This is a genomic window from Aliiroseovarius sp. xm-d-517 (assembly GCF_013283135.1).
GTDB classification, from domain to species: Bacteria; Pseudomonadota; Alphaproteobacteria; order Rhodobacterales; family Rhodobacteraceae; genus Aliiroseovarius; species Aliiroseovarius crassostreae.
The window spans coordinates 596,909-613,502 of sequence record NZ_WBXT01000001.1; the positions used below are offsets into that span (position 1 = coordinate 596,909).

The 16,594-nt window shown below is 57.3% G+C and carries 14 protein-coding genes and 1 tRNA gene; 11 read left to right on the forward strand and 4 right to left on the reverse strand.

The features are described 5' to 3' along the window. Nucleotides 1-45 precede the first annotated feature (45 nt). Nucleotides 46-171: an entericidin gene (locus XMD517_RS02845; RefSeq protein WP_173488090.1), complete on the forward strand. Its 126-nt coding sequence runs from the start codon at nt 46-48 to the stop codon at nt 169-171. A 92-nt stretch (nt 172-263) separates the two neighbouring features. On the opposite strand, the gene XMD517_RS02850 is transcribed toward XMD517_RS02845, so the two are convergent. Together XMD517_RS02850 and XMD517_RS02855 are read right to left on the reverse strand one after the other, a co-directional pair. Beyond that, entirely contained in the window at nt 264-908 is a 645-nt protein-coding gene (locus XMD517_RS02850) for a thiamine phosphate synthase (protein ID WP_173487435.1), read from the reverse strand. 102 nt (nt 909-1,010) lie between these two features. After that, entirely contained in the window at nt 1,011-1,340 is a 330-nt protein-coding gene (locus XMD517_RS02855; RefSeq protein ID WP_173487436.1) for a TfoX/Sxy family protein, read from the reverse strand. 67 nt (nt 1,341-1,407) lie between these two features. Between XMD517_RS02855 and XMD517_RS02860 the strand changes: the two genes are divergently transcribed. After that, on the forward strand, nt 1,408-2,151 hold the full coding sequence (locus XMD517_RS02860; RefSeq protein WP_173487437.1) for an RNA methyltransferase: 744 nt from the start codon (nt 1,408-1,410) through the stop codon (nt 2,149-2,151). Between the two features lie 80 nt (nt 2,152-2,231). Here XMD517_RS02860 and XMD517_RS02865 read toward each other — a convergent pair whose 3' ends face one another. Together XMD517_RS02865 and XMD517_RS02870 are read right to left on the reverse strand one after the other, a co-directional pair. Beyond that, nucleotides 2,232-2,711 (reverse strand): disulfide bond formation protein B, encoded by a 480-nt coding sequence (locus XMD517_RS02865; RefSeq protein ID WP_254449887.1) that lies wholly within the window; start codon nt 2,709-2,711, stop codon nt 2,232-2,234. Next, nucleotides 2,708-3,286 carry a YqaA family protein gene (locus XMD517_RS02870; protein WP_173487439.1) on the reverse strand — a complete coding sequence of 193 codons (579 nt, stop codon included), beginning with the start codon at nt 3,284-3,286 and terminating at the stop codon, nt 2,708-2,710. Before XMD517_RS02870 ends, XMD517_RS02865 begins: the two co-directional genes overlap by 4 nt. 153 nt (nt 3,287-3,439) lie before the next feature. Here XMD517_RS02870 and XMD517_RS02875 point away from each other — a divergent pair, with 153 nt between their 5' ends. The 9 genes from XMD517_RS02875 to XMD517_RS02910 all read left to right on the forward strand — a co-directional run bounded on the left by XMD517_RS02875 (nt 3,440) and on the right by XMD517_RS02910 (nt 16,559). Further along, on the forward strand, nt 3,440-4,291 hold the full coding sequence (locus tag XMD517_RS02875) for a neutral zinc metallopeptidase (protein ID WP_173487440.1): 852 nt from the start codon (nt 3,440-3,442) through the stop codon (nt 4,289-4,291). 256 nt (nt 4,292-4,547) lie between these two features. Continuing rightward, nucleotides 4,548-5,585: a TRAP transporter substrate-binding protein gene (locus tag XMD517_RS02880; protein ID WP_173487441.1), complete on the forward strand. Its 1,038-nt coding sequence runs from the start codon at nt 4,548-4,550 to the stop codon at nt 5,583-5,585. 103 nt (nt 5,586-5,688) lie between these two features. Further along, on the forward strand, nt 5,689-6,273 hold the full coding sequence (locus tag XMD517_RS02885; protein ID WP_173487442.1) for a TRAP transporter small permease: 585 nt from the start codon (nt 5,689-5,691) through the stop codon (nt 6,271-6,273). Beyond that, nucleotides 6,270-7,622, forward strand: a complete 1,353-nt coding sequence (locus XMD517_RS02890) for a TRAP transporter large permease (protein WP_173488091.1) — start codon at nt 6,270-6,272, stop codon at nt 7,620-7,622. Before XMD517_RS02885 ends, XMD517_RS02890 begins: the two co-directional genes overlap by 4 nt. 130 nt (nt 7,623-7,752) lie before the next feature. Next, a tRNA-Leu gene (locus XMD517_RS02895) sits at nt 7,753-7,838 on the forward strand. A gap of 62 nt (nt 7,839-7,900) precedes the next feature. Then, a complete protein-coding gene (locus tag XMD517_RS02900; protein ID WP_173487444.1) occupies nt 7,901-9,004 on the forward strand; it encodes a cystathionine gamma-lyase in 1,104 nt (367 codons plus the stop codon). 1,177 nt (nt 9,005-10,181) lie between these two features. Then, nucleotides 10,182-10,415 (forward strand): hypothetical protein, encoded by a 234-nt coding sequence (locus tag XMD517_RS15615; RefSeq protein ID WP_173487445.1) that lies wholly within the window; start codon nt 10,182-10,184, stop codon nt 10,413-10,415. 1 nt (nt 10,416) lies between these two features. Beyond that, entirely contained in the window at nt 10,417-15,606 is a 5,190-nt protein-coding gene (locus XMD517_RS02905) for a Hint domain-containing protein (RefSeq protein WP_173487446.1), read from the forward strand. Nucleotides 15,607-15,866: 260 nt separating this feature from the next. Beyond that, the gene (locus XMD517_RS02910; RefSeq protein ID WP_173487447.1) at nt 15,867-16,559 is read left to right on the forward strand and encodes a Hint domain-containing protein; all 693 of its coding nucleotides are present in this window, start codon (nt 15,867-15,869) and stop codon (nt 16,557-16,559) included. Nucleotides 16,560-16,594: the final 35 nt, after the last annotated feature.

Consider the following 16,594-nt stretch of genomic DNA (forward strand, 5'->3'; position numbering starts at 1 on the left):
TAAACCATGTCTCAGGTTATCACGCATCGCTTTAGGGTGAAAAAGATGACAAAACGATTTGCGATGATGTCCTGCCTGTTGGCGATGGTGGCTCTGGCGGGGTGTGAAACGGTCAAGGGCGCGTCACGGGATGTGCATTCCGTGGCCGAGACCGTGCAGGGCTGGTTCTGAGCGGTTTTCCACATTTACCCGCTGAAAATGAAAACCCCCGCCTGCCTGTCAGCAAAACGGGGGGAATTTTCGCGCTCTTGTCTGTGGTCTGATCAACCGGCCAGTCCCTCGTCCATGGCGTTGATCAGGGTTTTCAGCGCGGTCACGGGATCTTCCATGCGCCAGATCTCTTCTCCGATGGCAAAAAAGTCGGTGATCGGGGTCAGGGCGCGGATGATATCTGCATCGAGCGCCCCCTCGGCCACAACCGGCACTTCGATCATCTCGCTCCACCAGCCAAACAGCGCGGCCTCTGCGCGGGTGCCATCGCCAAGGGTGGACAGGCCCGCGGGGCCAAAGCTGACATAATCCGCGCCGTTTTCGCCTGCATTCATGCCTTCATGGCGGGAATTGGTGCAATAGGCGCCGACAATGGCATCCTGCCCCAGATCGGTGCGGGTCTTGCGCACGCGGCGCGCGCCATCACCCAGATGGACCCCGTCCAGACCAAGGCGTTCCACCATCAGGGCATGTTCCGAAATTACGATCGGCACGTCGCGCGCATGGGCCACTTCGCGGCACACATCTGCGGCGCGCAGGATCCGGTCCTCATCCGAGGTGGCCAGCGTCAGGCGCAGGCAGGCGATTTCGGCACTGTCAAGCACACGGGCCAGATCGGTGGGGAAGGTCGACAATTCGAATTCAGGCGGGGTCAGCAGGTAGATCTGCGGGCGTTCCAACTCTTGTGCTTCAGCCATATCATGATCCTTTCCGGGTGGTCCGTCCCAATTCTTTTTGCGCTTATTGAGCCAAATCGCATATTTTGCAAGAGGCGGGTGGCGTGACCTCTCTCAGGAGGTCTATTTGGCGGGCAAAGTGGCGACAAACCCCTGTGCCAGTTGCAAAAGCTGTGCACGGGTCTGGTTGTTTTCCAGCGCGTCAGGAGAGACATCGACAAATCCGCCCATCCGGCGCCCGGTGAACGCCATCGGCACCACCCCGTCCAGCGCCAGGGCAAGCCCTTCATTGTCCTTGCCCACGCGATACATCGCCCCGTTTTTGTGCACGCCGCACAGCATGTTTCCCGCCAACAGGAAGGCCACACCGCCAAACATCTTCTTTTCCGAAATGTCGGGCAGCCCAATCAGATCCCGAGCCAGGATTTCGTAGGTTTCCATATCATAGGCCATGGCGCCTCCTTGCAATTCGGGTCGGGGCCAGCGTATCACGGCGCGACGTTTTGGAAAGGTCTTGGTCATGAGCGAAATGGGTCCTGATCCCGCAATTGTGCTGGTACGCCCACAAATGGGCCAGAATATCGGCTCGGCTGCGCGGGCAATGCTGAATTTCGGGTTGGAGCGGATGCGGGTTGTCGCCCCGCGGGACGGCTGGCCGAACCCGGATGCGGTGGCCATGGCCTCGGGGGCCGGGCGGGTTCTGGATGGCGCAACGGTGCATGACAGCGTGGCTGATGCGGTGGGGGATTGTGACTTTGTCTTTGCCACCACCGCCCGGTCACGGGAATTGAGCAAGCCGATTTTCAGTCCGGAAGCGGCGATGGAATACACCCGCCAGATGCAGCGCGAGGGTCGCAAGGTGGCGATCCTGTTCGGGCCTGAGCGCACCGGGTTGGAGAACGAGGATGTGGCGGTGGCCAATGCGATCATCACCGTGCCGGTGAATCCGCAATTTGCCTCTCTGAACCTGGCGCAATGTGTGCTTCTGACCGCTTATGAATTCCGTCGTCAGGCGGTTGATGTGCAGCATGAGGTTCTGTCGATGCCCACGACAGAGACGGCCACGGTGATCGAGGTGGACAAGCTGGCTGAGCATTATGAAACCCGTCTGGATGAGCACGGGTTCTTTTTCCCTGATACCAAGGCTGAGGTGATGAAGGTTGCCCTGCGCAATATGTGGAGCCGCATGCCGCTGACCCGGCAGGATGTGCAGATGTTTCACGGGATCCTGCGTCAGCTTTTGCGCAAAATCGACGGAAAATAACCTCATTTCCTGTCAGAAATGAATGGCCTAGCCGGTCCAATGGTGTCTTCGGCTGGGCGCCTTTGGGGCAATGTGCGCGATCAGATTGCTTTTCGTGCGGCCATGACCCAGATCCCGGCCAGCACCAGAGAGCCCAGCGCGTTCAGGTTGGCCATGGTCACGCCGAACAGCTCCCACGGGATTTCATCACACCGCACCAGCGGGGCGGTGAGGATTGAGTTCAGCAACTCCTCCTGCGACAGCTCGCCAATGGACGACCCACCCGAGCAGGAGCTTGGCCCCTCCCAGAGTTTGCGCTCAACCCCGGAATGATAAAATCCGATGCCGGAGGTGGTCAGCGCCGCCAGGGCGCCAAGCCAGGCAATGATACGTTTTTGCGTGGCAATCGCCGCGCCGCCCAGCGCAATGGCCGCTGCATGAGGCCAGCGCTGCCACAGGCACAGTTTACAGGGCGTGTAGCCAAGCGCCTGAAAGGCGAAAGCCCCGCCAAGCACAAGGATCGACCCCAGCGTCGCAAGTGCCACAAGTTGGGTGAAGGTCAGGTTGCGGATCATGTTCATAGGTATTTCACCAGATAGAAGCCCCCAAACAGGAGCACGATAAAGACGGTAAAGACAAGACCAAGACGGCGTTCGATAAAGTCCCGTATGGGTGCGCCAAACTTCCACAACAACCCCGCGACGATGAAAAAGCGCAGGCCGCGTGCAATCACCGAGGCCACCATGAAGACGGTAAAGTTAAGCCCGGTGGAACCCGACAGGATGGTGATCACCTTGTAGGGGAACGGGGTGACCCCCGCGATCAGCACCGCCCAGGCCCCCCAGTCATTATAAGTGCGGGCAAAGCTGTCGAAACTGTCGGTCTTGCCATAGAATTCCAGCACCGGACGTCCCACGCTTTCAAATACGCCCCATCCGATCAGATAGCCGAACATCCCGCCCAGAACCGAAGCGACCAGGGCCACAGATGCGATCACAAAGGCTTTGCGCGGGGCGGCGATGATCATCGGGATCATCAGAATATCGGGCGGAATGGGAAAGACCGAGCTTTCCAGAAAGGCCACAATGGCCAGCGCCCAAAGCGCGCGCGGATGTTCCGCAAGCCCCATTGTCCAGTTGTAAAGACGCCTGATCATACCCGCTCTCAGCTTATCTGCCTGAAGTCCCGTTCGGTGTTGGGCACCACGAAACATGCGCAAGGGATGAGGTCAAGTCTTGTTGCGTCATGCGGGCTTGTGACCGGGAAAAGGTCGGGTAAACTGATCGTGAGTTCAATGTGGGAGAGTATCATGAAGTGGAAGGGACGGCGCGGCAGCCGCAATATCGAAGATCGGCGGCGGGCCGGGGGGCGTGCGCGCGGGGGGCTTCAACTCGGAGGCTTCGGCATTCTTGCGGTGCTCGCAATCGGCTATTTCACCGGGGTCGATGTCACCCCTTTGCTGCAGGACAGCCTGTCACCGCAAGCCCCACAGCAGGTCGAGATTTCGGAGGCGGACCGGCAAGCCGGGGAGTTCGTGTCCGTCACGCTTGCGGATACGGAGGAGGTCTGGTCAGGGATTTTTCGCGACCAGCTTGGGGCCGCTTACAACCCGGTGACGCTGGTTTTATACAAAGGGGTGACGCAAAGCCCCTGTGGCGGGGCCTCGGGTGCTACTGGACCGTTCTATTGTCCGGGGGACCGCAAAGTCTATCTCGATACGGCATTTTTCACCACCTTGTCCCGGCAATTGGGGGCAAAGGGGGATTTTGCTGCGGCGTATGTCGTGGCGCATGAGGTGGCCCATCACGTGCAAAACGAGCTGGGGATCCTTGGAAAAGCCAATCGTGTGCGCCAACAGGTCAGCCAGGAGGAAAGCAATGCGATTTCGGTGCGGATCGAATTGCAGGCTGATTGTTTCTCGGGACTTTGGGCGCGGGAGGCCGAACAGAAATTCGGAACGCTGGAACGGGGCGATTTGCAAGAGGCGGTGAATGCGGCCCGTCAGATCGGTGATGACACGCTTCAGCGCAATGCGGGGCGCACCCCGATGCCGCATACTTTCACCCATGGCAGTTCCGCCCAGCGCGCCGCCTGGTTCGAGCGCGGATACGGCACGGGTGACATTCAGGCCTGTGATACCTTTTCGGCCAACAGGCTGTAGACAGGGGATTATCGCGGGAGAGTTTTGCAAAATCCGTTCGGAATCTTTCGAAATATAACGCGTTAAGAAAAATGTTGCTTATGCAACGAATTCCTGCTTTGAATGCGGATAAGAGGGTAAGTAAAGCCGACCGCACGGTCGAAAGTGCTTGCCTAAGAGCGCCAAGCCTGCTCTTATCACAAAGACGGATCGGTCACGGCAGCAAGAGGAGCACCGGGACCGGGCTGTGAAACACATGCGTTTTGGGAGGAACGAAATGAAACTAACCTTGAAATCCGCTCTTGTCGGTGTCGTGGCTCTTGGGGCTTCGGCCAGTGCCAGTTTTGCCCAGGAAGTGACCCTGCGCTGCCAGCACTTCCTGCCGCCAAAGGGCTCGACCCCGCTCTATTTCATGGCACCCTGGGCCGAGAAGGTAGAGAAAGACAGCGGTGGCCGCATCAAGGTCGAGCTTTACCCGGCGATGCAGCTGGGGGGTAAGCCGCAGGCGCTTTATGATCAGATCCGTGATGGCGTGATTGATTGTGGCTGGGCTCTGCCTGCCTATACGCCGGGCCGTTTCCCCGAAGCTGAGGCCTTTGAACTGCCCTTCATGACCGGACGCAACGCCGCGGCGTCGTCGAAAGCCGCTTGGGAGTTTTCAGAGAAATACCTGATGGAGCGGATGGGTGACGTCAAACTTCTGGCCACGCATGTGCACGGTCCGGGCGTCATCCACAAGAAAGGCGAGCCGGTCATGCAATTGTCCGACTTTGACGGGCTGAAACTGCGTGGACCGTCGCGTCAGGCCAATGCGCTGTTTGAAACGCTCGGGGCGACCCCGGTTGGCATGCCGCTGCCGACCTTCCCGGAAAGCCTGTCGAAAGGCGTGGTCGAAGGGGGCGTGATCCCGTGGGAAATCGTACCGCCCCTGAAAGTGCATGAGCTTGCCGACAGTCACACCGAGATCCCGGGCGACCGGTCGCTTTACAACACCTTCTTCATCTGGGCGATGAACAAGGACACCTATGCCGGCCTGCCGGATGATCTGAAAGCCGTGATCGATGCCAACTCAGGTCTGGAAACCTCGGCCTGGGCAGGGGCCTCTTTTGACAAAGGGGATGTGATCGGTCGTGAGATTGTTGCCGGAACCGATAACAAGATCCATGAGCTGAGCGCCGAACAGGTGGCCGAGATCAAGGCGATCGGGGATGCCCAGATCGAAGCCTGGGCTGCCGACATGACCTCAAAAGGTCTGGACGGTGCGGGCATGGTGGCCGACGCCAAGGCGTTGGTCGCAAAATATTCCGATCAGTGATCCGCTAATAAACACATCCCTCCGGGCAGGCCGAGATGCCTGCCCGGAGTTTTCTTGAGAACCACCCGAAACATAGCGGGTCGAGAAAGAGGGAGGGGGCATCATGGCAATCGCCAAATCCGCAGAGCAGCGCGTTGGTCGCCTGATGGAATTTCTAAGTCGCTGGATGGCCTATTCAGGGGGCGCCGTGCTGGTTGCCATCGCCATGACCACCGTCATATCCATCGTTGGGCGGGCCTTGTCAGGCTTTGGGCTGACCCCGGTCAAAGGGGATTTTGAAATCGTTGAAATGGGCTGTGCCGTGGCGGTTTTCGCCTTCATGCCCTGGTGTCAGTACAAGCGCGGCCACGTGACGGTTGATATTTTCATCTCGCGCCTGTCCGACCGCAAGCAGGCCCTGTTGGGGTTTATCGGCGATGTTTTCCTGACCGGTGCGGCATTTATCATCCTGTGGCGCCTCTGGCTCGGGTTTGGTGAGAAGTTCCCCTATGGCTCTGACACGTTCCGCACTCTGTTTGGCCTCGGGTCCAAGCCCTTCTTTGCGGAAAGCTCTTATGAACTGGAAGTGCCGCTGTGGATCCCGTTTGGTCTGTGCACCATCGGGGCTGCGTTTTTCCTCGTTGTCGCCACCTATACCATGTGGCGATCGCTCAATTGGGTTCTGGATGGCAAGGAGAGCCACGTATGACCGGTATCGAACTTGCCATCCTCGCCTTTGCGCTCATGCTTCTGGCGATTTTCCTGCGCCTGCCGATTGGTCTGGCCATGGGGCTGACCGGGTTTTTCGGGATCTGGTATATGATGGGGCACCCGAAAGTGACGCTGAGCCAGTTGAAAACGCTGTCTTATGACACGTTCAGCTCTTATTCCCTGTCGATTGTGCCGCTGTTTTTGCTGATGGGGCAATTTGCCACCAAATCCGGCATGTCGGGGGCGCTGTTCAATGCGGCATCCGACTGGCTGGGGCATCGCAAAGGCGGTGTGGCGATGGCGGCCGTTGGCGCCTGTGCAGGCTTTGGCGCGGTTTGCGGATCGTCGCTGGCTACGGCCTCAACCATGGGGCAGGTGGCCCTGCCGGAAATGCGCAAGCGCGGCTATTCTGACGCGCTGTCGACCGGTGTTCTGGCGGCGGGCGGCACGCTGGGCATCCTCATTCCGCCCTCGGTGATCTTGGTGATCTACGCGATCCTGACCGAGCAGAACATCGTCAAGATGTTCATCGCAGCCCTTGTTCCGGGCATTCTGGCCGCACTTGGGTATATGCTGACCGTGGCGGTCATGGTGCGCATCAACCCGGACAGCGCCACCACGGCGGAACGTGTGCCATATGCCCATCGGTTCAAGACGCTCCTGTCGATCTGGCCCGTTGTGTTGATTTTCGGACTGGTCATGGGCGGGATTGCTGGTGACTGGAACTGGACCAAATCCGGGGTGCAGGCGCTGTTTACCCCCACTGAAGGCGCGGCCGTGGGCGCGGTTGCCACCGGGCTTTACGGGGTGATGACCGGCGGGCTGACCTGGAAAGGGTTCCTGCAATCTGTCCTCGCCACGGCGCAATCCACGGCGATGATCTTTTTCATCGTGCTGGGCGCGCAGATCTTCAATTCCTTCCTCGCCTTTACCCAAGCGCCGCAGCAGCTGGCCGAATGGGTGGCCGGGCAGGGATATGCGCCGCTTCTGGTGCTGGCGATGATGCTGGTGGCCTACCTGATCTTTGGCTGCGTGATGGACAGCCTGTCGATGATCCTGCTGACCATCCCGATCTTTTACCCGATCATTGAAGTGCTTGATTTCGGGCTGACTCCGGAAGAAGCCGGGATCTGGTTTGGTATCCTTGCGCTGATCGTGGTGGAGGTGGGGCTGATCACACCGCCGGTGGGGATGAACCTTTTTATCATCAACTCGATGGCGCGCGATATTCCCATGGCACAGACCTATCGTGGCGTGGCCCCGTTTGTCCTGTCTGACCTGATCCGTGTTGTGGTTCTGGTGGCCTTTCCGGGCATCACCCTCTGGCTGGTCGGTGTGTTGTTCTGATCCGAAGGTGTTGTCCCTGGCGCCAGCGTGACCCCGTTTCGTGAAAAACCGAAGCGGGGTCATACTTTATCCAAAAACCGCAATTTCCCCCGTTGACCTCCCCGCGTGGCGATTGTATCCGATGTGAAGTGCCCAAGTGGCGGAATGGTAGACGCAGGGGATTCAAAATCCCCCGCCTTTGCGGGCGTGCCGGTTCGAGTCCGGCCTTGGGTACCACACTCCTCGCCAACCCCGAACCGCGGACCGATGCAAGGTCCGGCTGTTGTGGAGGGGTAATTATGTCCGATCAAAAGAAACTGGCTGATCTGCTGCATCTGCGCGGGCAGGGGCTTTCGAAAGGTGACCCGATCGCCCCACCTCTGGTGAGCAGTTCAATGTTCCACCTGCCAGGTGCTCCGGACGGGTTTGCGGCCTATGGCCGGGTGGATAATCCGACATGGGAAACCCTCGAACATATGCTGTCCCACCTGGAAGAGGCACCCTGTGTAGCGTTTCCCTCGGGCATGGGGGCAATCTCGGCCGCGCTGTTTGCCACGGTCCGGGCCGGGGATCGGGTGCTGATCCCATCTGACGGATATTACGTAACTAGGGTTCTGGCACGCGAATTCCTTGCGGGGCTCGGGGTGGACGTGGTTGAGAAACCCACAAGGGAATATGACCGGGAAGATATGGCCGGTTATCAGGTTGTCTTTATCGAAACCCCGTCCAATCCGGGACTGGATCTATGTGATCTTGCAGAGGTGGCACAACGCGTGCGGGCGTCTGGCGGGATTTCGATCGTGGACAACACCACAATGACCGCTCTGGGGCAGCGACCGCTGGATCTGGGGGCGGATATCGTCGTGGCGTCGGATACCAAAGCTCCGGGGGGGCATTCGGACCTGTTGATGGGCCACGTGGCCACGCGCAACGACGCGTTGCTGAACCGGGTCAGGGACTGGCGCAAGATGTCGGGCGCGATCCCAGCGCCACAGGCGGCGTGGTTGCTGCATCGAGGTCTGGAGACGCTGGAGGTGCGGTTTGACCGGATGTGCCTCTCCGCCGGAAAGATCGCAGCGGCCTTGAGATCACATCCTGCACTGTCGGATCTGTGCTATCCGGGGTTGGAGGACCACCCGTCCCACGCGTTGGCTCAGCGGCAGATGACGCGTTTCGGCTTCCTGGTGACATTGACCCTTGCGGATGAGGACAGCGCGGAGCGGTTCATCAATGGGTGTGATCTGCTGCGCCCGGCCACCTCGTTCGGAGGTGTGCACAGTTCGGCTGAACGGCGCGCGCGCTGGGGGGATGCTGTGCCGGCAGGGTTTGTGCGGCTCTCGGTCGGTTGTGAGCCAACAGAGGCGCTTCTGGAGGCGCTGAGAACCTCTCTGGACAAGCTGTAACCTGTTTGGCACGCCTGCGGGGCCAGCGGCTTGTGCGGCGCCCGACATGTCTGAAAAAGACCGCTGTTGCACAGCCCTTATAGGTAAAAACGCGAGCGTCTTACGGGGAGAGGAGCGTTTTCCTCTCTCTTAAAGCGTTTCGGTTTTAACCTGACACAGGCAAAAAAAACACTGGGCAAAACCGAAACGCGGCAAGAGATATCAATGTCATGGGCGTTTCGGAATAAACATGTGTCTCAAGTTTATCCCGAAACGCTTTAAGCGAGGTTCGTAGGTTCTGGAATTTGCCCGGCTCTCGAATCGGATCTGCCGAGAAATGTTGTTTCTGAATTGATTTCAATGTTCGGGGAAACCGGAAATTGGCGCCCGGAAAACGGGTTTTTCCGGGTCAGATCGCTGTCGAGTTTAAAAAAATTTTATCGTTAATGTTTACCTTAAGTCACCTTCGCGACTATCGCTTAGATCGAAACAAACCCGCGCTTAAGGAGAGGTGGTCTGGGTTAAATTACATCCTAAAGGCGGTGTGAAATTGCCGGTAGCCGCCTTTTCTTGCAGAATGCAACATCTCTGGGTTGTAATTCCGGGTTTGGATGGAAACAATTCTTTTCATGGTTAAGTTGTCATTCCCTCTTCGGTTCCATGAAAATTAACCATTTCGAGACGTTACGGGCAGGTCGGTTGCATTTTTCCCCTTTGGAATGAGAGTAGATTTCGATAAATTGTAACTGCCCGACTGGGGGGTAATGTCATAAGGCCACGGGGGCGGCCGCACGTAAAACATGGAGAAGTCCGTGTATCGAGTGTGTCCGTAATTTGTGCTGCACAGCCATTTGACAGGGTGACGCATGAAAGCAGGTAGAGGTATTCTACCGGTGGTTCATGCTGCGGCTTTGTCTGGCCCGACTTCTCCTCAATAGGGTGTGTAAGGAGTGTGTTCGTATGACTGGGTCGGTTTCTGCTAACCGGCCAGCAAAGTCAGGCGAGCTTGGGACGAAATAGACGCGATGTGGTCCGACATGTCGAGACCGTGCCGGAACAGGGTCAACCTGGCAGGTACGCCTCATCGGTTGGAAACAGAGGTTGGATCGTCCTGCGCATCTCTTACGCGGTAATGTGGGGTTTTGGCACATTGGTTATTGGGAATGCCAAGTGCTTTTGGGGTTGAGAGGAACGTTAGGTGAATAGTGGTTTTTTCTGCATGTGCAATCGGGGGGCTCTTCGTCCGTCCTTGGTATATGCGCTGCCAGTTCCGGACAATTTTCATCAAACGCCGTTTGGTCATACCAAGCGTGAGCTTGCCGTGTTGTCAGAACGGCTTTTCGACGGAATATCCGGCGTACTCTCTTCTATTTATGTGATTTTTGCTGCCAAGCCTGGGACCGCAGCGGATGTGAGCAAAGGGACCAATTGAAATGACTGCCTATACTTATCCGACATTGATCTATCTTGGAAATTTTGCCACGACCGACAGCTATGAGGGGGATTATACCTCTGAATATGCGGGTAATCTTGTGGGGGTATCCAAGGATTACTCTGAAATGCAATTGGTGCAGGTCACCGCGGTCGATATCGATCATGACGGTGTCATGGAAGACGATGAGTGCAACCCCAATTGCGATTACATCAGCTACAATCTGGGATCGGGTTCCACCAGCCAGTATACCGATGGCACGATGGAGCTGAAGGTCCTGCTGACCCTGGCCGATGGCTCTCAGAGCTATGTTGATGTGGTGGCCATGCAGATGCAGAACGGTGACCTGTTCATCTCTGATCTGCTGAACGGAGGCACGTTGGATAATCTTGAGATCTCGAATGTCGAGATTGTTCAGGTCAATGGCGCAAACTATTCCGGCTGGTATACCAATCAGAGCGTGGACAATACCACGCTGGTTGCACCCGACCCCCAGCAGGACGGGATTGTCGAGGGGACTGAAGGCGCGGATGTGATTGATGTCAATTACACCGGTGATCCCGATGGCGATATGATCGACAATGGCGATGCGATCCTGCCAGGCGAGGCGCCGCAGGATGATATTGTCATCGCAAAAGGGGGCGATGACCTGGTGAAATCCGGCGAAGGCGATGACGATGTTTTCGCGGGCGCTGGGGATGACACCGTTTATGGCGGGGCCGGGAATGATCTGATTTATGGTGACAGCGACAATGCGTCGGGCACCCAGACGGTTCGGGAAAGTTTCGAGTGGGACAAAGCCCCGGATCCCCATGACAACACAAGCATTGATAATGACGACTTGCTGACCAGCTTCACCCAGAATACGGGCAATGTGGATGTGAGTTTCACCCTCGTGAACCAGAGCTATGGCTCGGTGACCGAATTCTCCACCGACCAGCAGAACATCAGCGATATCCATGGCGATGGTGAGGTGATCAACGCCAACAGCTCGCTCGACAACGTGTTGAATGGGGCTGGGAACACCGCGACCTACAAGCTTGAGTTCTCGTCGGATGTTGAGAATATTTCCTTCAATATCAATGATATTGATGGTGATGGTGTTGTAAAGGTTTATGCCTATGTGAATGGGGAGCGGGTCGAGGTTGATATTGATGGCGGCTCCAAGCTGCTGCTCAAGGACACCGACGGTCATGCGGGTAATGAGACCATCGACAGCACCGGTGGCTATCTTGAAGACACCAGCGATGAGTATTCTGCGACGATCTCTATCGCGGGGCCGGTCGACAAGATCGTGATTGTTCATTCGCAGGATGGCGACAACAATTCGGGCATCAATATCACCGATGTGTATTTTGATGCCGAGGGCAGCGGTGGATCTGGTCTCGGGGCTGGAAATGACGTGCTGCATGGCGGTGAAGGTGATGACACCATCCTGGGTGAGGCCGGGGATGACAGCATTACCGGTGGCACGGGCAATGATGTGATCGGGCAGGCGCCCAGCACCGGCCCTGGCCCGGAACTTCTTTTGAACGGCTCATTCGAAGACGGCACCCATTCGGCCAACTCGGTTGATGGCCTGACCGGATGGAATACTGTCACGGGGTCGCCGGACAGTGCCGATGACGGCACCGGCGCGGAATCCTGGAACCCGGCGCTGGATGCGTCCGATGGCACCGGTTACGTGACGATGTGGAGCTACACCACCGGGCCACAGGAGCAGATTTCACAAACGCTGAGTGAAGAGCTTCAGGCAGGGGCGGAATACACGTTCAGCTTCAAAGCCTATTCGACCGATTATATCAACGGGCAGTGGTTTACCCCGTCTGACATCCCGGTGACGTTCGAAATCCTCGATCAGAACGGCAATGTTCTGGGCACAACCACCGTGCAGGGGACGGATTACGAGGATTATCAGATCACCTTTACCGCGCCTGCGGGCGTAACCGGCATTCAGCTGCGCCCGAATGGCACAAGCGACAATTCCGGCACCTATCCGGCTGTCACTCTGGACGAGGTGTCGCTGACGCTGACAAATGCGGAGACCACCGATGCGGGTCTTGGCAATGACACGATGGATGGGGGCGAAGGGGACGACCTGATCTATGGTGGTGCGGATAATGACACGATCATTGGCGGCACCGGTCAGGATACGCTGCACGGGGATGATGACCGTGACCTCTTCATCGGCGCCAATGCCGGTGACTTCGTCGATGGTGGCGAAGGCGGGGATGATTTCGATACGCTGGATCTGTCCGGGTCCGGTCCGCTGCGCGTGGATTATGACCCCAGCAATCCTGAAAACGGGACGGTTACCTTCTTTGACCAGTATGGCACCCCGACCGGTACCATGGATTTCATCAATATCGAGAATGTGATCCTGCCTCCGAACCAGGGACCGGATGCCAATGATGATCTGGCAACCGTGGACGAAGACAGCTCGGTCGTGATTGCCGTTCTGGATAATGACACCGATCCGGAAGGGGACCCGCTGACGGTTACCTCGGCCTCGGCCGACCATGGCACTGTCACAATCAATCCAGACGGAACCCTGACCTATACCCCGGACCCCAATTACAACGGGCCGGACAGCATCACCTATTCCGTTTCGGATGGAAACGGTGGCACGGATACGGCCAGTGTTGATGTGACTGTGACCCCGGTGAATGACGCGCCTGTTGCGGTCGATGACAGCGCGACCACTGCCTATAACAGCTCCGTGGTGATCCCGGTTCTGGACAATGATACGGATGTGGATGGTGACCTTCTGACCGTGATCAGCGCCAGCTCGCCGGATGGGGATGTGACAATCAACCCGGATGGAACGCTGACCTTTGACCCGAACCCGGGTTTCGAAGGAGAGGCGACCATCTCGTATACCGTGTCTGATGGCAATGGCGGCACGGATAGCGCCAATGTGACCGTAACGGTTGAAGAGCAGCCCCTGGACGGGATTGTTCAGGGCACCAATGGCAATGACCTGATCGACGTGAACTATACCGGCGATCCCCATGGCGACATGATCGACAATGGCGATGCCATCTTGCCGGGGGAAGATCCTGACGATGATATCGTGCTGGGGTTCGAAGGGGACGACACGATCTTGTCCGGCCTGGGCAATGATGATGTCTATGCCGGCAGCGGGGATGACTCGGTTGAAGGTGGCGTTGGTGACGACCTGATCTATGGCGACAGTGATTTTGATCCCACTGCCGGGGCCGAAGCGGTCACCGTCTCCATCAACATTTCGAATGCAGCGTTCGAGAATGAAGTCTTTGCCTACACGATTGATCCGGACACCGGAGAGATCACCAATGTGGTGACACTGACGCCGAACGCCCATGACAATATCGGTGATAGTTTTGAATATACCACCATCCCAGGTGCCACGATCGGTGTCGGGATTGTCAGCCCTGAAGGCACGTTCTACTCGTCCGGCTATGGCGATAATGTGGATCTGAACCCGGATGGGCTTGTGCACACAACCGGCGTCAGCGAAAACCCCGATGGCTCGATTTCCATTGGTTTTGAAGATCTGAACGGGTTGGGGGATGCGGATTTCGACGATGTTGTCGTGACCATTGACCTCACCAATTCGGGTGTGACCTTTGACAATGCCCATTACGAATACAGCTCACCTGTGCCGGGTGAGGTGATCGACACCGGGGCCAATGGCAATGACACGCTGAATGGCGGCGATGGCGACGATACGATCCATGGTGAGGGAGGCGACGACCTGATCGATGGTGGTGCGGATGATGACGTCATCACCGGCGGTGACGGCTCCGATACGGTTCTGGGCGGGGACGGCAATGACCTCATTGACACCTCCGGATCGGAACCTGCCTCGGATTACGGGTTCGAACCCTATGTCCCGCAAGACACCGATATGGAAAATGACCGCGACAGCGTTGATGGCGGGGCGGGCAATGACACCATCTCGACCGGAGATGACCGCGATACCATTACCGGCGGCACCGGGGAAGACAGCATTGACGGTGGTCTGGATGATGACATCATCGACGGTGGCGCGGACAATGACTCGATCATTGGTGGCCACGGGGCGGATAATATCGACGGCGGCACCGGCAATGACACGATCTGGGGTGGGCTTGGCTCTGGTACGGATGATCTGAACATCATCGACGCCAATGATCCGCGCCCGGACAATGGGCTGGATACGATCCATGGTGGCGAAGGCCATGATGTCATCTACGGTCAGGACGATGACGATATCCTGTATGGGGATGCCGGCAATGACACGATCGACGGTGGTATCGACGAAGACAGTATCTATGGCGGCGAAGGTGATGACAGCCTGCTGGGCGGTCAGGGCGATGACCTGATTGACGGCGGGGCCGGCAATGACCGCATGTTCGGTGGCGATGACCGGGATACCTTTGTCAACGTAAATGCCGGCGATTACGTGGATGGCAACGAAGGCGGAGATGATTACGACACGCTTGATCTGAGCGGCTCTGCGCCCGACAACGGCTCACTCCATGTCACCTATGACCCGAACAATGCCGAAAACGGTGTGGTCGAGTTCTTCGATGAAAACGGCATCAGCACCGGCACGATGGAGTTCTTCAATATTGAGAACGTCATCCCCTGCTTCACACCGGGCACGCTGATCGCAACGCCGAAAGGTGAACGCCGGGTCGAAGAACTTCAGGTTGGGGATCGCGTGATTACCCGTGACAATGGCATTCAGGAAATCCGCTGGACCGGCGCCAAACCGATCAGCTGGCAGGAAATGCAGGGGGCCAACCACCTCAAGCCGATCCTGATCACGGCGGGCTCTCTGGGCAATGGGTTGCCGGAACGCGACATGATGGTCAGCCCGAACCACCGTGTTCTGGTCGCAAACGACCGCACCGCGCTTTATTTTGACGAACGCGAAGTGCTGGCCGCGGCCAAGCATCTGGTCAACAACAAGGGGATCTTCCAGGTCGAGCCGCGCGGCACCACCTATCTCCACTTCATGTTCGACAATCACGAAGTGGTTCTGTCGGACGGGGCATGGACCGAAAGCTTCCAGCCGGGGGATCATTCGCTCAAGGGGATCGGAAATGCGCAGCGCAACGAGCTTTTCGAACTCTTCCCGGAATTGGAAACACGGGAAGGGCTGGAAGATTTCTCAGCGGCCCGCCGCACGTTGAAAAAGCATGAGGCGGAATTGCTGAAATGAGGAAACAGTCGATCTAGAATCGCTTTCTTCAGGTTTCCGCGGGGGCTGAAACCAAGGGGCTCACGCATTAGGCGTGGGCCCTTTCCATGTTTTCATCCCCCGCGTGAAAATTGGACAATTCCGCGGCAGAATTCTGGTGGCTTGATGGGTAAAACACTGAAATTTAGTCGAATTTATCTGTAATTCATGCTGTCTGTTCACATTTTGGGCATGTTTGATCAGTAAGTTCGAGGGACGAAGTGTTTTTCCGAGGTGAGTCAATGTTACTTCTCCGCAATACAGGCCGGTTCGTTGAAAATGAACTGAGTTATCTGGACGTTTTGCAAACCCATGGAGAGCCAGTCTCCTCGGTGAGCCGCGCGTCTGAGAAATTCAGCACATCCGGCCTGTCTTGCAATACGCCGGTAAAAACCGCTCGCGGGACCGTGCTGGCGCGCGACCTTCGTGCAGGAGATCTGGTGCAAACGAAGGATCACGGATTTCAACCGCTTCGTTGGATCGGCCGCTCCCGTCATACCGCAAGTGATGCCGCTTTGGTTCGGGTGTTGAATGACGACTACAGCCGCAGTCAGATGTTGATGACGGCGGAGCATCTTGTGTTGTTTCACTCTGCCCATGCGGAGCTTCTGTTCGGCAAGTCAGAAGTGCTGTGCCCGGCGCGGGGCCTGTCGGTTTCGAACCGGCTGGAATTGGAAATCTCGGCAACGCCAACCATGTGCCACCTGCTGTTCGACGGGTTCGAACTGATCCATGCAGGGGATTTCTGGGTTGAAAGCCTTGTGCCTGACATGGCGCGGATCAAAACAGTCGCCCCGAATTTCGCAAGTGAGATCATTGCCGCTCTGCCGCGGCTTGCGCATGATCAGTCGATTGCCAATTATCTGCAGGATCGGATTGTGCTTGATGAGCGCGAGGCCGGTGTTCTGGTTCAGCTTGAGCAGGACCGCTGCTGATACCTAAAGCGTTTCGAGATTAACTTGAGACACAC

Bases quoted from the DNA above. Each gene is read 5' to 3' on its own strand.
- XMD517_RS02845 (WP_173488090.1), top strand. From the start codon at position 46: ATGACAAAACGATTTGCGATGATGTCCTGCCTGTTGGCGATGGTGGCT.
- XMD517_RS02865 (WP_254449887.1), bottom strand. From the start codon at position 2,711: ATGAACATGATCCGCAACCTGACCTTCACCCAACTTGTGGCACTTGCG.
- XMD517_RS02870 (WP_173487439.1), bottom strand. From the start codon at position 3,286: ATGATCAGGCGTCTTTACAACTGGACAATGGGGCTTGCGGAACATCCG.
- XMD517_RS02880 (WP_173487441.1), top strand. From the start codon at position 4,548: ATGAAACTAACCTTGAAATCCGCTCTTGTCGGTGTCGTGGCTCTTGGG.
- XMD517_RS02910 (WP_173487447.1), top strand. From the start codon at position 15,867: ATGTTACTTCTCCGCAATACAGGCCGGTTCGTTGAAAATGAACTGAGT.
- XMD517_RS02860 (WP_173487437.1), top strand. From the start codon at position 1,408: ATGAGCGAAATGGGTCCTGATCCCGCAATTGTGCTGGTACGCCCACAA.
- XMD517_RS02905 (WP_173487446.1), top strand. From the start codon at position 10,417: ATGACTGCCTATACTTATCCGACATTGATCTATCTTGGAAATTTTGCC.
- XMD517_RS02900 (WP_173487444.1), top strand. From the start codon at position 7,901: ATGTCCGATCAAAAGAAACTGGCTGATCTGCTGCATCTGCGCGGGCAG.
- XMD517_RS02875 (WP_173487440.1), top strand. From the start codon at position 3,440: ATGAAGTGGAAGGGACGGCGCGGCAGCCGCAATATCGAAGATCGGCGG.
- XMD517_RS02855 (WP_173487436.1), bottom strand. From the start codon at position 1,340: ATGGCCTATGATATGGAAACCTACGAAATCCTGGCTCGGGATCTGATT.
- XMD517_RS02850 (WP_173487435.1), bottom strand. From the start codon at position 908: ATGGCTGAAGCACAAGAGTTGGAACGCCCGCAGATCTACCTGCTGACC.
- XMD517_RS02885 (WP_173487442.1), top strand. From the start codon at position 5,689: ATGGCAATCGCCAAATCCGCAGAGCAGCGCGTTGGTCGCCTGATGGAA.
- XMD517_RS02890 (WP_173488091.1), top strand. From the start codon at position 6,270: ATGACCGGTATCGAACTTGCCATCCTCGCCTTTGCGCTCATGCTTCTG.